Annotated in this window: 10 protein-coding genes; 3 read left to right on the forward strand and 7 right to left on the reverse strand. The window is 54.8% G+C overall.

Annotation, left to right across the window (positions count from 1 at the left end):
- Positions 1-12: 12 nt before the first annotated feature.
- Positions 13-639: a GNAT family N-acetyltransferase gene (locus LGT44_RS03850; RefSeq protein WP_230331299.1), complete on the reverse strand. Its 627-nt coding sequence runs from the start codon at positions 637-639 to the stop codon at positions 13-15.
- Positions 640-831: 192 nt separating this feature from the next.
- Between LGT44_RS03850 and LGT44_RS03855 the strand changes: the two genes are divergently transcribed.
- Both LGT44_RS03855 and LGT44_RS03860 read left to right on the forward strand, forming a co-directional pair.
- Positions 832-1,821: a LysR family transcriptional regulator gene (locus LGT44_RS03855; RefSeq protein ID WP_145466283.1), complete on the forward strand. Its 990-nt coding sequence runs from the start codon at positions 832-834 to the stop codon at positions 1,819-1,821.
- 43 nt (positions 1,822-1,864) lie between these two features.
- Positions 1,865-2,722: a class I SAM-dependent methyltransferase gene (locus tag LGT44_RS03860; RefSeq protein WP_230330623.1), complete on the forward strand. Its 858-nt coding sequence runs from the start codon at positions 1,865-1,867 to the stop codon at positions 2,720-2,722.
- Between the two features lie 19 nt (positions 2,723-2,741).
- On the opposite strand, the gene LGT44_RS03865 is transcribed toward LGT44_RS03860, so the two are convergent.
- The 3 genes from LGT44_RS03865 to LGT44_RS03880 all read right to left on the reverse strand — a co-directional run bounded on the left by LGT44_RS03865 (position 2,742) and on the right by LGT44_RS03880 (position 7,197).
- Positions 2,742-3,923 carry a response regulator gene (locus LGT44_RS03865; protein ID WP_230330622.1) on the reverse strand — a complete coding sequence of 394 codons (1,182 nt, stop codon included), beginning with the start codon at positions 3,921-3,923 and terminating at the stop codon, positions 2,742-2,744.
- Positions 3,924-4,079: 156 nt separating this feature from the next.
- Positions 4,080-6,707 (reverse strand): LuxR C-terminal-related transcriptional regulator, encoded by a 2,628-nt coding sequence (locus tag LGT44_RS20095; protein ID WP_328296330.1) that lies wholly within the window; start codon positions 6,705-6,707, stop codon positions 4,080-4,082.
- A gap of 163 nt (positions 6,708-6,870) precedes the next feature.
- Complete coding sequence (locus LGT44_RS03880) at positions 6,871-7,197, reverse strand: PepSY-associated TM helix domain-containing protein (protein ID WP_230330621.1); 327 nt, start codon at positions 7,195-7,197, stop codon at positions 6,871-6,873.
- A gap of 4 nt (positions 7,198-7,201) precedes the next feature.
- Between LGT44_RS03880 and LGT44_RS03885 the strand changes: the two genes are divergently transcribed.
- Positions 7,202-7,699: a hypothetical protein gene (locus LGT44_RS03885; protein ID WP_230330620.1), complete on the forward strand. Its 498-nt coding sequence runs from the start codon at positions 7,202-7,204 to the stop codon at positions 7,697-7,699.
- Here the strand turns inward: LGT44_RS03885 and LGT44_RS03890 are convergent.
- The 3 genes from LGT44_RS03890 to LGT44_RS03900 all read right to left on the reverse strand — a co-directional run bounded on the left by LGT44_RS03890 (position 7,690) and on the right by LGT44_RS03900 (position 14,200).
- Complete coding sequence (locus tag LGT44_RS03890) at positions 7,690-9,825, reverse strand: TonB-dependent receptor family protein (protein ID WP_230330619.1); 2,136 nt, start codon at positions 9,823-9,825, stop codon at positions 7,690-7,692. The two genes, LGT44_RS03885 and LGT44_RS03890, sit on opposite strands and share 10 nt — an antisense overlap.
- A 306-nt stretch (positions 9,826-10,131) precedes the next feature.
- Positions 10,132-10,449 carry a Grx4 family monothiol glutaredoxin gene (gene grxD / locus LGT44_RS03895; RefSeq protein ID WP_230330618.1) on the reverse strand — a complete coding sequence of 106 codons (318 nt, stop codon included), beginning with the start codon at positions 10,447-10,449 and terminating at the stop codon, positions 10,132-10,134.
- A gap of 82 nt (positions 10,450-10,531) precedes the next feature.
- A complete protein-coding gene (locus LGT44_RS03900; RefSeq protein ID WP_230330617.1) occupies positions 10,532-14,200 on the reverse strand; it encodes a hydantoinase B/oxoprolinase family protein in 3,669 nt (1,222 codons plus the stop codon).
- Between the last annotated feature and the right edge of the window lie 22 nt (positions 14,201-14,222).

Below are 14,222 nucleotides of genomic sequence, written 5' to 3' on the forward strand. Positions count from 1 at the left end.
CAGACAAGCCCATCAGACGATGGGCTTTTCCATATATTCATGGCTGCCAATGCCGCCGAAAGCAGACTGAAAACCTCCGTGACGGATGACCCGTGGCTTAAAGCCCAAGCGCAGATATAACGCCCGCGCCCGCGGATTATTATCGGCGACATCCAGAGCAACATGGGTCAGACTCAGAGTCTGCGCACGGAGAATCAGTTGCTCTACCAGCTGCTCACCAATACCGCGACCGCGCATTTCCGGCTTAACGCCCAGCTGATAGATTAATCCGCGGTTTGCCTGTGGCGGACGGATCACCCGCTCAGTGCGCAAGCCGCGGAACATGACTCCCGGCACTTGCCGGGCAGCATAAAAGCTGCCGATATCACGTATCGCCGCCAGCATAAATCCCGCACTTTCCGCCTGCGTGCGCAAGGCGCCGACCCCCACCACTTCGCCATCGATCACCGCTGCCAGATGTTGCTGAAAACCAAACTCGGAACGACCATTGCTGAATGCATGGTGGAGAAAATTCTGCGCCTCCTGTTCATGACGACTGCAGAACACGTAGTTAAAAGCTCCGGGACCAGAACTGTAAATCAGTGGCACAGCGGCACGGGCATCAGCTCCCACACAGGGACGGAAACTCAGATCACGCATACAGAATTCCTGATCTTTTATTATTTTGGTACCAAGGTACATTTTTGAACGATCGACGTCCAGAGGCAGACAAGCCACTAAAGACAGCAATTTTTAGCTAATCATGTTTTTTTTATAGCTATTGTTCCAAAATCACCTTTAAAATTCACAAATAGCCCCCATACTGAATCCATTCGCAAGAGGAACTGTCCCATGTTGATTGGTAAGCGTGAAGAATTTGACCTGAACGAGATGGCTATCTTCGTTCATGTTGTAGAAGCCGGCAGCTTTACCGGAGCCGCCAAAAACCTTGGTCTGCCCAAGTCCACGGTCAGCCGCAAGATCACCCAGCTGGAAGAACGCCTCGGCGTACGCCTTATCCAGCGCACCACCCGCAGCCTGCGCCTGACCGATACCGGCAACGCTTACTACAACCACTGCGCACGCATTCTCAGCGAAATTGAAGAAGCCAATATCGCCGTTACCCAGATGCAGAGCACGCCAACGGGAACCCTGCGTATCACCGCACCGGTCCTGTTCGGCTCGACCGTATTGTCGAGTCTGGTGGCCGAATTTATGGAACAACACCCACAGGTGATGGTTGATCTGGTCTTGTCTGATCAGCGTCTGGATCTGGTGCAGGAAGGGATCGACGTCGCATTCCGCATTGGCCAGCTGGAAGATTCATCCCTGATCGGCCGCTATCTGGGAGATGTCCGCGCCATCCTGTGTGCCAGTCCGGAATATCTGGAACGTCACGGCATGCCGAACCACCCGGAGCAACTGCACGAACACCGCCTGCTGACCGGCTCCCAGTGGCTGCAATGGCCAATGAGTGGGCCAAGAGAAGAGCAGTACACCGTTCAGGTTAAACCACGGTTGCAGGTTAATGATTTTGCCAGCCTGTATGCCCTGACGCTGTCGGGCGCCGGTATTTCCCCCGTGCCAATGCTGATTGCCGCTCCGGCTATCCGTGCCGGTAATCTGGTACCGGTGCTGTGCGACTGGCCGTTTGAAGCCAGCCCGATTCATGCGCTGTACCCCAGCAACCGTCATCTGTCGGCCAAAGTCCGCAGCTTTGTCGATTTCGTTATCGACAGCATCCGTCCGAATCCGCCCTGGGAAGTGGAGCTGCTGGAAAGCGCTTGTCCAAACGGAGACAAAAGCAAAGCAGACGACGTACAGAAACCGGCCGTGCACTGAGCACGGCCCCACCCGATCCGACACACTTGCACAGGGATGTTTTATGCTGGCCAGGAATGCTTTATCCACCACCCTGCTGATCACATTCAGTGCAGCATTAGCGGTTTCGCTCAACGGCTGCAGCAGTCCGGCCGGTAACCCAAATGCCGCATCCCTGAGCAGCAACACCCTCGTCACACAGGTCAACAGCAGTGTCCGCCCAGCAGCAGACCGGGCCCGTGACCATTATCGCCATCCGGCCGAAACACTGACCTTTTTTCAGCTTGAACCCCATCACACGGTGGTGGAAATCTGGCCGGGCGCGGGTTGGTACAGTCGCATTCTGGCACCTTATCTGCGGGATAAGGGCCGGTTTATTGCCGCCCACTGGGCAGCGGATTCTCCGGTCACGTTTTTCCGTAACAGCCGCGCGGCGTTTGACCGGGAGTTTGTACAATCAGGCCAGCCATACGGGCCGGTTCATGTGCGAATGCTTGAGCCGCCACGCCAGAACCAGTTAACCGCTGATATACAAGCCGACCGTATTCTGACATTCCGTAATGTACATAACTGGATGCGCAATGATCAGGAGCAAGCGATGTTTAACAGCATGTTTGTTGCTCTTAAAGCAGGAGGGGTTCTGGGCGTGGTTGAACACAGGGCACCACCGCAGTTCAGTCGTGCACAGATGATTGAGTCCGGCTATGTCAGTGAAGCCTACGTGCAGAAACTGGCTGAAAAGGCTGGATTTATTCTGGAAGCAAGCAGTGAAATCAATGCTAACCCCGCCGACAGTAAAAACTATCCTGCCGGGGTGTGGACCTTACCACCGACACTGCGGCTGGGTGAAACTGATAAAGCCAGATATCTGGCTGTTGGTGAAAGCGACCGCATGACGCTGCGTTTCCGTAAGCCTCTCTGAGAGGCTGTCGGTTTAATGATTATGATTCGGTGTCGTCATTTTTCGGCATCATATCCAGCAGAGCCTGTACCTCCTGCGGATCAACATGGTCGGCAGAAAAGACCCGGTCAACCTTCTGCAGAAACACATTAAGCCCTTCATCCACCCGGATACCCTCGTTAAAAACGCGGTTGGTTTCAGCGATGCCGGTTTCCATTATCTTCTGCATTGCAGCTTCCTGACGCTCATCCATTCCCAGAAACTGCAGGCTCTGCTCTACCCCATCGGCCATGTTTTCAACCACATCGGCGATATCGCGCATCACATTCTGATAAGACACATCCACCGCTGACATCATATAGCTCATCTGGCCACTCAGGCGCTTTACCAGGCGGCTTTCCAGCGCCAGCGACTGTAAGTTATCCAGTGCCTGAATACGCGCATCACAGCCCTGCAACAGCGAGAAAACATTATCTTTAATGGCGCCGTATTTTTTCTCGTCATCCACCGGCATATTTTTCACCAGCAGCGACACGCCACCATAATTCATAATGGAGCGGCGGCCAAAATCGACATAACGGCCTTTGTCTTTGCATTCGCTCATCAGCACAGATTCCATATCCTTGGCCATGCCGTTGGCTTCCATATTCTTTACGCCATAACGGCTGCGCATCTGCAGACTGCAGTTAATGCCGTAACTCTGCAGCGCCTGAAACAGGCGCATACCCAGCTCATCAATATTGCTGCAGCGGTTCACATCGAGCAGAAACTGGATATTCACGCCCAGATCGGACGTATCAGACATGGCGATAAAGGCCATTTCGTTGGCTTGTTTCAGCTGCATCTTCAGCTGGTCGTTGGCAATTTTATTGAACAGCACCCGGTCGAGACGGGCTTTCAGTTCAAACATCATCGACGGCGACAGGTAATCATCGCAGCCGGCGTCATAGGCATCGAGTTTATGCTGCAGCGTTTCTTCGTTTTCCAGCACAACAACCGGAAGCTCGCTGTTGTCTTTCAGCTGACGACAGGTATCAATGACAGCATCCGAGGGAATGCTGTTGCCATCAATCAGAATCAGTTTGAGGTCGTGTTCCTGCGCCAGCTGCTGCGTCTGAGAGACGCTGTCGGCCTGCAGTAAATGGTATTTTTCGTCCAACAGGTCACTCAGCTGTTCATTAGATTTTTTGCTGAGTACAACTGCTTTATATCGCGTCGTCATAGTCGATCCATCAAATCCAGTCCTTCTCAATGTTTAGTCGAGGAAGACACATCCCGCCAGCCTGCGGGATGATCTAGGGCCACCAAAATGAGTCTTCATTCCGGCAACGGAGATAACAACAGATATAACAACAGAGAAAGGAAATGACCGGGACGGTCAGATAAGTTGCAGTTCTTTGGCGCGATGAATTGCCTGGGTACGGCTCTTGGCGGCCAGTTTGACGTTAATTTTGCGGGCGTGGGTTTTAACCGTATGCAGGGAAATAAACAGCTGATCGGCAATTTCCTGATTGGACAACCCCTGGGCAATCTTGCGCAGAACTTCCAGTTCACGTTCACTGAGACTAACACTCAGCTCCGCCGGCTCACTGTCCGGACGCTGTGGCAGAGAATCACTGAGATTCGGCACCCAGACCAGCAGATCCAGACCAATTCCCTCACGCTGCAGCACACGACCCGACTGCAGGAAAATCTGCTGGCTTTCTGTGTGCTGATTCTGGGCGCGCAACGCGGCACCACGCAGTAATTGCAGCAGCATCATGCTCAGGTTGTTATTACGCTGGCGCAGCCAACTGTCGATTTCGTGCAGGCACTCAGCGGCTTTACCGGCCAGCAGATATAACCGGGCCTGGGTCGCAACCGCCAGTCCCGGCAGCATAGGAAATAACTCCGGCCGTGGCAGCTGCGCGCAGCTCTGTCCCTGTAACAGCTGATCAATGCAACTTTGTGCCCGGCTGAGCTTACCCTGAGAAATCCAGACATTGGCTTTCACCATGATCAGCCACTGGTAGCTGTCCACTTCGACCTGCCAGCGCTGCATAAGCCGCTCTGCACTGTCGAGGGCATTCAGTGCCGCGGCATAATCTCCGGCAGCAGTAAAACGCATCGCCATAATGGCATAGCCGTAACAGACGCACACATCATGAACCTGGGTACTGGCCGAAATGCCCTGCTGCAGGGTTTCATCCAATAAGGTGTCATCATGACCGCCAAGCCAGCGCAACACGGCACGGTAGAGCAGTAAACGACCGCGCGGTAAACGTTCGCCGTGCTCACCATAGCCACTCAGCAAGGCCAGGCCACGCTCAACGATTTCGCGGCTGTGAGCAATATGACCGCGATTCAGTTCAATGCGGGCGTAATCAAACAGTGCCAGCGCTTCCATCGCCGGAGCGTTATTCTGCCGTGCCAGATCCTGCGCCAGCCGGTTCCAGATACGTGCGCCATCGGCATCGTGCTGTGCCAGACGCAGCTGCGCCAGCGTTGAACTCATCAGAATCCGCAGGGTAAAACGAGCCGGCGGCAGATTTTCCAGCGCCTGCTTACACAAAGGTTCGGCCTGACTTAACTGACCTTTTAACCGCGCCAGATAGCCCTGCAAGGCAGCCTCTTCAAAGCTGGCCAGACACTGGCGTTGCAGCAGGCGGCTGATCATATCTTCGGCTTTTTCACGCTGATGGGTCAGCAACCACGACCAGGCGGCAATGGCCATCAGACGTGGCGAGGAGTACAGCAACCCGTCGCCCAGTAATTCAAACCATGACAACAGACCGGCGATATCCAGATTGGCCAGAATGGTTTCGGCCTCATGTTCAACCCAGTCCTGTACTTCCTGGCTGAGGCCCGCTGCACGGGCATGATGCAATGCAGCAACCGGCTGCTGTTGCTGACTGAGCCAGTCATAAGCCAGATGATGAAGATGACTGCGCTCCTGCTGGGGCAGCTGTCGCGCCAGCAGATCAGCCATCACCGGATGCATGCGGAACCAGCCCGCACGGTGCAGTTGTGGCTCAATAAACAGGTTCAGGCGTAAAGCCTGCTGCAACGGCTGATGGTAATCCGCCGAGCCGGTGCAATGCTGCAGCAGCTCTTCATTAAAACTGCCCAGCACCGCAGCCTGCTGCACAAACTGCTGCACATCTGCGGGTAAACGATGCAGGGTTTCACCCAGCAGATAATCGCTCAGCTCCTGTTGCGCCAGCTGTGCCGCCGGCTCCAGCGGTCGTCCGGCGGCGCGGTAACAGGCCAGCCAGATTGCCAGTCCGGCGGGCCAGCCAGCCAGTCTCCGGATCAATTGCTGAATCTGTTGCGGACTGATATCCACACCATGCAATAACAACAGCTGTTGGGTTTCATCATCGCTGAAAGAAAGCTCGCCGACGCCCAGCCAGCCCAGCGCAGAGTTCAGCCGCAGACGGCCAAGGTGATTGGGGATATAGCGCGATGCCAGCACCATGCTGACACCAGCAGGCAACTGCTCAACAATCAGGTTCAGCACCTGCCAGCTGTCGCTGTCCTGCAGGCAGTGCACATCGTCGAAGCACAGCAGCAAAGGCCGCTCGAAGCTGGCCAGTTCCTGCAGCCACAGCAGTAACACCTGTTCAACGTCGACGTGCCCGCGGCGGCCGGTTTCGTGCCAGTGCGCCAGGGCATCGGTCGCCACACCGGGCAGCTGGCGTTCAGCCGCTTCGAGGAAATGGCGCAGAAAAAAGGCATCGGGAGTATCGCGACTGTCGAGGGTCAGCCAGATAACAGAGGTGCCGTTACGCTCGGCCGCTCTGGCGGTATCGCCCAATAAGACGGTCTTACCGTAACCGGCGGGCGCGTTAACCCACACTACACGGGTCTGCTCCAGCGCGTTCAGCAGCAGCGGCGCACGGTCGAGTGCGTGTACCGGCGCATCCGGGCGACGGCCTTTGAGCAGCACCCAGGCGGCTACCGCTTTCTGATCGAGGGATTCCAGCCAGGGCGACTGTGACGCGTCGGGCTTTGCTGTAAACACCATGAAAACTGTCTGACTCGGCTAACGGATCAAAAACCGCCGTCACAGGCTGATTGCAGCGACATAGCGGCGGCTAAGTTATGCAGCATATTACACGAAGTGGCGCATCTGTACTCATCAGCGATGGCGATGACCATTCTTTACCGATCAGCTGTGGTTCTGCGGTTCAGAAACCACGCTTGCGGCTGAACCAGATCCAGGCTCCGGATAATGCCAGAAACAGCAAAATCAGCGCGGCAACATCAACCACCCAAACACCCCAGCTGCCAAACCAGCGGCCGGAATGCAGATCCAGCAACACCCGCTGCCAGCTGATGGACTCATTACGTGCTGCGGCCAGTTCTGCTGGTAAAACCTGCAGCACTGCTGCAGGTTCGGCAGGTGCTGTCGCCGCCATCAGCTGATAGCTGAGCAGGTCCAGCGCAAACCAATCCTGGCCAATCTGCAGTTGGTAAGCATCGTCCTGCCAGACCACCGCCGTGACCGGTTTCATACCAGTGCGCCAGCGCCGTCTGTTCAATAGCGGGCCAGTGGCGGGCGGCCAGTTCCAGCAGATGCAGCAGAAACTGCGCCGCCGGCTGGTCCTGGCTATCAATACGACACCACAAAACCGGCACGCCCAACGCCTGTTGCGCACGGGCATAGTCAGCCATCAGCACACTTTTGCCGTAACCGGCCGGGGCATTCAGCCACAGCATCTGTGCCTGCTGCAGCGGTGCCGCCAGCAACCCCTGACGGTTCAGCCCGCAGTGCGGCGCTTCTGGCCAGCGGCTTTTGATCTGCAACAACGCATTCAGTACTGCAGAGTCAGCAGACAGCCGCATTGCTTCAGCAGTTTCGGTGTTCATGAAGGTGTCCGGCAGGGTTGTTATCAGATTCCAGCATCGCGCTATGGAACCACGACCGGCCGCCGGACTCAACGCACAGAGAAAGGAAACCAAAAAAATCCCGCACAAGGCGGGATTCTTTCGGCATGGATGCAGGATCAGAACTGATAGCGCAGACCGATATCGAAGCTGCGCTCCGGACCGACGTAAATGCCCTGACGCAGACCGCTGATGTAACGTTCATCGGTCAGGTTTTTCACCGAACCGGACAGGGTCAGCTGCGCGCCTACCTGATACTGAGCATTCAGGCTCAGGGTGGTGTAGGCATCAATCTCGCCGCCCCAGATACCGCCCAGACCATCAGCACCGGTACCGCTGATTTCTTTGCGGTTATCACTGCTGGCGTACTGAGAACCGGTGTAATTAGCGCTCAGTTCGGTTTTCAGGCTGCCCGTGCTGTAACCCAGCGCCAGATTCGCCAACACTTCCGGTGAATACACAATGCGGTTGCCCTTATCAGTACCAGAACGGTATTCCGAAGTCGGGATATAGGTCAGGTTACCGTCAACGTAAAAACCGTTATTCAGCATATAACCAGCCGCCAGTTCCAGCCCCTGATGCAGGGTTTTACCAGCGTTGGTCTGGCTCAGCAGCGGATTGGAGTTACCGGTCACGATCTGATTGGTGAAATCCATCTGAAACGCCGCCGCTTCATAATGGAAGGCCCCTAAACCACCGCGTACACCAATTTCAATATTGGTGGAACGCTCAGCTTCCAGCTCCTGATCGGTCAGGCTGTCGAGTGCCACGCCGTTTTCGGCCGGTGAGAAGGCCTTGTACACGCCACCGAACAACTGAGCTGCAGGGCTCAGTTGCCAAGTCGCACCTACCCCTGGTAACACCTCGGTATTTTTCGTGTCTGCGGTATTACTACCATTGTCTTTGCGGAGATCCTTCCGCTCTTGCTCATACATCTCAACCCGCACACCCGGTGTTACTGCCAATGCATCGGTGATCATAAAACGGTTTTGCACAAACACCGCAAAGGATTCCGCCGTATCGACACGGTCACGGGCAATCGTACCGGTACGATCCTTCAAGCGGGTTGCCTCGATGCTCTGGTCCTGCATTTCTTCGGTTAAATAACGCACGCCGATTTCGGCTTCATTCTGAATACCAAAGCTGTTGTGAGTAACAAACAGACGGGTCTCAATACCTACGCGGTCAAACTGCCGGTTGTAACCAGCCAGATCAAATGCTTCTTCTGTGAATGTGCCATCACTGTTTCTTTTGAAGCGCGTTCCCGGGCCATTACGATAGTTCCAACGACCATCAGCTGTTACCGGATCTTGTTCGTTAATCCCATAACGCCAGTAATCGCGGAAGGTTTCACTCCAGTACACCAAGGTGTTCAGACGCAGATTCTGGTTGATATCCCACTCGTGGTTCAGATCGAGACCACGACGGCCGGTGAGTAAATAATCGTCCGGCGCCGGGTTGTAATCTGCACCGGCTTCATAATCGGCCAGCAGCAGACCACGATATGAAATATTGGCGTCGTTGCGGTAGTCGGTGAATTTAATCCCCAGCCACTGATCGTTGCCGATGGCCAGACCCGACTTCAGCATGATGTCGGTCATATCGTAGCCTTTATCCATAAAGCCATCGCTTTCGGCCTTGGTAATCACCGCACCGAATACCGCGTCTTTGGATGGCGAGGCACCGCCTACTTCCAGCGTTGCTTCACGGGTATTCCAGCTGCCAGTGCGTACAGACAATGCCGCACCTTCTTCCGGTGTTTTGGTGATGTAGTTGATCACACCACCGATGGTGCTCGGACCGTAGCGCAGAGAAGCTGCGCCTTTCAGAACTTCGATGCTCTCTATGCGCTGGATACGCGGGTTGAAGTAACGGCCGTTACCGACGAACAGACCCGGAGCAACGGGTACCCCATCTTCCAGAATCAGTGTTTTGGTGCTGTCGGCCGGCAGACCGCGCACGCCGATGTTTACCACCACCGCGGTTTCTTCTTCACCTTTGATGGCAATACCCGGCACGCGACGCAGCGCATCTTCAGTAGAGCGCGGCTGCAGAATTTCCAGTTGTTCTTTATCAATCACGGTGACAGAGCCTGGCTGGCGAGCCACGCCGGTTTCATCCTGCCCCACCACATTAATGGTTGGTAAACGGATCTGCTGTTCATCCGCCTGCAACCCTGCAGAGACAGAAGCCAGTGTTACAGCGACAGCCAGCAGCGCTGGTCGATTGATGCGGCAATGCCGTACTTCATCCATAAAACACTCCGGTAATGGTTAAGAAAAACTGAATGGCGGCAATATACTAATAAGAACCAATAGCATCAAGTAAAAATTATTATTTAGAGTTAAGTTTACAGAAATATTCACTCACCAGTTAAATTCAAATTAATCAGCAATAACAATTCCGGAAAATTAATAAATAAAAACAATATCCGGATTACTGCTGCTGCAACACCAGCCGGAGTCTGGAATAAGCTTGCGGTTATCTGCCGGATCAAATCAGACGGGGAAATAAAAGGCATAAAAAAACCCGCCGCAGCGGGTTTTTTCTGGTGCTTAAGATCAGGCAGAAACCGCCTGTTCCAGCAGCGGCTTCAGTTCACCTTTGGCGTGCATTTCGGTGACGATATCGCAACCGCCAACCAGTTCACCATTTACCCACAGCTGCGGGAAAGTCGGCCAGTTAGCGTATACCGGCAGATTGGTACGCACGTCCGGGTTAGACAGCACGTCCACGTAGGCAAACTTCTGGCCACAATCCATCACCGCCTGCACAGTACGGGCAGAGAAGCCGCACATCGGCTGGTTTGGTGAGCCTTTCATGTACAGCAGAATGTCGTTGCTTTCGATCTGGTCTTTGATGACCTGCATGATATCCATAGGTCTTCTCTCTCAAACGTTGAATGGAAATTGCGGCGATTCTAACACAAAGCAGCAAAAGCCTGACAGCGCCACTGGGGTATCAGCCATCGGCGGTACTGCCAAAACCACCACCACCCGGGGTGTGGATGCAGAACAGATCACCGGCTTCCAGCTCGACACAGGCGCAGCCGGATAAGCGCTGCATCCGCCCCTGATGGCGCAGCACAAAGTTCACGCCAGGCTTGCCGTCACCGCCGCCCTGCAGGCCATGCGGCGCAACCTGACGGTGGCCACTGATGATATTGGCGCGCATCGGCTGCAGAAAACGGATATGCCGCTCCACACCATGACCGCCAGCATACTGCCCCACGCCACCGGACTGTGGCCGCACGTGAAACCAGTCGAGCACCACCGGAAAACGCTGTTCCAGAATCTCGGGGTCTGTCAGGCGCGAATTGGTCATATGGCTGTGCACCGCGCTGGCGCCGTCACCCCGCGCACTGGCACCGATACCGCCGCACAGTGTTTCGTAATACTGCAGCTGCTGATTACCGAAGGTGAAATTATTATTGGTGCCCTGACAGCCTGCCATTAAGCCCAGCGCCCCCATCACCACATCCACCAGATACTGGGCCGTCTCAACATTGCCCGATACCACCGCCGCCGGATATTGCGGTGCAATAATGGAAGCCTGTGGCACCTTAACCGTTAACGCGCGGAAAAACCCGGCATTCAGCGGCATGGGTTTGGCGACCAGCGCGCGGAAGCTGTACAGCACCGCTGCCATCACCACCGAGGTCGGTGCATTAAAATTACCGGGATGTTGCTTCTGTTCTGCACGGTATTGCGTACCGGAAAAATCGACATGGGCATGACGCTGCTGCCGGTCAACCTCAATGCGCACATTAAAGCGGGTGCCATCATCCATTTGCGCGCTGAATTCACCGGACGGTAAATCCGCCAGACACTCACGCAACGTCTGCTCGGCGTTATCCATCACATGCTGCATATAGGCCGTCACCTGTGGCAAACCATAGGCCGCACATAAGCGCTGTAATTCCGCTGCACCTTTTTCGCAGGCGGCCAGCTGAGCCATTAAATCGGCAATATTCTGATCCGGATTACGCGCCGGATACGTAGCCGCCGCCAGAACCTTACGGATCTCCTGCTCTTTAAGCTGGCCATCGCGCATTAAAATCAGGTTATCGAGCAGCACACCTTCTTCGTCGATATGGGTACTTTCTGCTGGCATCGAGCCCGGTGTAATACCACCGATATCGGCATGATGGCCGCGCGCGGCGACATAAAAATCGGCTTTATTACCCGCCGTAAATGGCCGGATAAAAACCGGCTTAACTACCGTCACATCGGGCAGATGAGTGCCGCCGTTATAAGGAGTATTCAGCACAAAGGCATCGTCAGGACGCATATCCGCATGCCCCTGCATCACCACTTTAATGCTTTCGCTCATTGAGCCTAAATGTACCGGAATATGCGGCGCATTGGCGACCAGCTCACCATGGCCATCAAACAGCGCGCAGGAAAAATCCAGCCGCTCTTTAATGTTCACACTGCTGGCGGTTTTCTCCAGCACAAAGCCCATCTGTTCGGCGACCGACATAAACAGATTATTGAATATTTCCAGCGTGACCGGATCGCGCTGAACCAGGTTACTGGCAGCCACCGGTAGTTCTTCACCCTGATCACTCAGCAATAAAGCCCCGCTTTTTAACACTTCAAGCTGCCAGCCGGGTTCCACCACAATGGTGCTGTTGGCATCGGTTAATAACAGCGGGCCTGGTGCAATAAAACCCGCCGCCAGCTGCGTACGCGCCAGTACCGGAACACTGTGCCATTTCCCGCCCAGATATAATTGTGCATTTTCCTGTGCGGCTTGTTCGCCGCTGGCAAAAGGAATTGCCGGAGCGCTGTTTCCGGCGGCTACCAACTCCAGCTGTACCGCATCTAAGCGCAGGGATTTATGAGCGGCAATAAAACCAAATAATTGCTGGTGTTGCTGTTCAAATTCGGCACGCATAGCTGCAGCGTCGGCAAAGCTGACCAACAACTGGGTATCGGACCCCTCATAACGCAGATAGGCACGGCGCAATTCCTGAACGGGGTTTTCTTTGTCCGGTGTGAAATCCGCCTGCTGCATTAACGCCGCGAATTTTTCTTCTGCGCGGGTCAGCGCCGCAGCATCGGTTAATGGTATTTCTACCGCGTCTTCGCCCAGCCAGCGCGGCTCAGCCAGACCGATACCAAAGGCCGATAACACCCCCGCCAGCGGATGCAGATACACCTGTTTTATATTCAGCTCGGCCGCCACCAGACAGGCATGCTGGGCACCGGCACCACCAAACGCGTTGAGTACATAATCGCGGATATCATAACCACGCTGCACCGATATTTTTTTCACCGCCGCGGCCATATTATTCACCGCAATACGCAGAAAACCTGCGGCTATTTCTTCCGGCGAATATTCCTGACCGCTGTCGTTGCGGATCTGTACTGCAAGCTCGCTGAATTTCTGCCGCACAATACCGGCATCCAGTGGCTGATTCTGTTCAGGACCAAACACATGGGGAAAATGCTGTGGCTGTAATTTACCCAGTAACACATTGCAGTCGGTGACGGTTAATGGCCCGCCATTACGGTAACAGGCAGGGCCGGGATAACTGCCGGCGGATTCCGGCCCGACCTGAAAGCGGCCATCAGAAAAATGCACCAGCGAACCGCCACCGGCGGCCACGGTGTGAATATTCATCATCGGTACGCGTAGTTTTACGCCGTTAACCTCGGTCAGGGTTTCACGCTCAAGATCGTTATTCAGCGTACCGTTAAAATGGCTGACATCGGTCGAGGTTCCGCCCATATCAAACCCGACAATGCGGTTAAAACCATCGGCCTGAGCGGTGCGTACCATACCGACCACACCACCGGCCGGGCCGGATAAAATCGCATCTTTCCCCTGAAAATTCTGCGCCGCACATAAGCCACCATTGGATTGCATAAACTGCAGTACCGTCGGCGGCAACGCCTGCTCGACCTGATTAACATAACGGCGTAATACCGGCGACAAATACGCATCAGCCACCGTGGTATCACCACGCGGCACCAGCTTAATTAACGGACTGACGCGGTGACTTAACGAAATCTGTTTAAAGCCAAGCTGGCGGGCAATATCACCGATACGAATTTCATGCTGCGGATATTTATAGGCGTGCATCAGCACCACGGCGATGCTGTCGTAACCCAGTGAGCGCGCTTCAATTAACTGCACCAGCAGGGTTTCTTCATCCAGCGGATAATCCACCGTGCCGTCGGCCAGTATACGTTCAGGTACTTCGTACACCCGTTCGTATAACGGTTCTGGCTGCTCAATATGAATGGCAAAAATATCCGGGCGGGTCTGATAACCGATGCGCAGCTGATCGCGCAGACCTTTACTGATACACAGTAAAGTGCGCGCACCTTTACGTTCCAGCAACGCATTGGTGGCCACCGTTGTGCCCATTTTTACACTGGCAATGGCGCTGTCGTATTGCGGATAACGGGCCTGCAGCTGACGGATGCCTTCAACCGCCGCATCGGCATAATGCTGCGGATTTTCCGACAGTAATTTATGGGTAATTAATTCACCGGCCGGTGTCAGCGCAACGATATCGGTAAAGGTACCGCCGCGGTCGACCCAGAACTGCCATTGCCCGGAGTGCGCAGCATCCGCGGCCGAAGAATCCACAGAGGAAAAAGAAGAAACTGAAGACATGATTCCACCCGTAATTTACTGC

Source organism: Thalassolituus alkanivorans (assembly GCF_020447205.1).
Taxonomy (GTDB): domain Bacteria; phylum Pseudomonadota; class Gammaproteobacteria; order Pseudomonadales; family Oceanobacteraceae; genus Venatoribacter; species Venatoribacter alkanivorans.

Coding starts and splice junctions, on each gene's coding strand:
- LGT44_RS03900 (WP_230330617.1), bottom strand. CDS start 14,200: ATGTCTTCAGTTTCTTCTTTTTCCTCTGTGGATTCTTCGGCCGCGGAT.
- LGT44_RS03880 (WP_230330621.1), bottom strand. CDS start 7,197: ATGAAACCGGTCACGGCGGTGGTCTGGCAGGACGATGCTTACCAACTG.
- LGT44_RS03855 (WP_145466283.1), top strand. CDS start 832: ATGTTGATTGGTAAGCGTGAAGAATTTGACCTGAACGAGATGGCTATC.
- LGT44_RS20095 (WP_328296330.1), bottom strand. CDS start 6,707: ATGGTGTTTACAGCAAAGCCCGACGCGTCACAGTCGCCCTGGCTGGAA.
- LGT44_RS03850 (WP_230331299.1), bottom strand. CDS start 639: ATGCGTGATCTGAGTTTCCGTCCCTGTGTGGGAGCTGATGCCCGTGCC.
- LGT44_RS03890 (WP_230330619.1), bottom strand. CDS start 9,825: ATGGATGAAGTACGGCATTGCCGCATCAATCGACCAGCGCTGCTGGCT.
- LGT44_RS03860 (WP_230330623.1), top strand. CDS start 1,865: ATGCTGGCCAGGAATGCTTTATCCACCACCCTGCTGATCACATTCAGT.
- LGT44_RS03865 (WP_230330622.1), bottom strand. CDS start 3,923: ATGACGACGCGATATAAAGCAGTTGTACTCAGCAAAAAATCTAATGAA.
- grxD (WP_230330618.1), bottom strand. CDS start 10,449: ATGGATATCATGCAGGTCATCAAAGACCAGATCGAAAGCAACGACATT.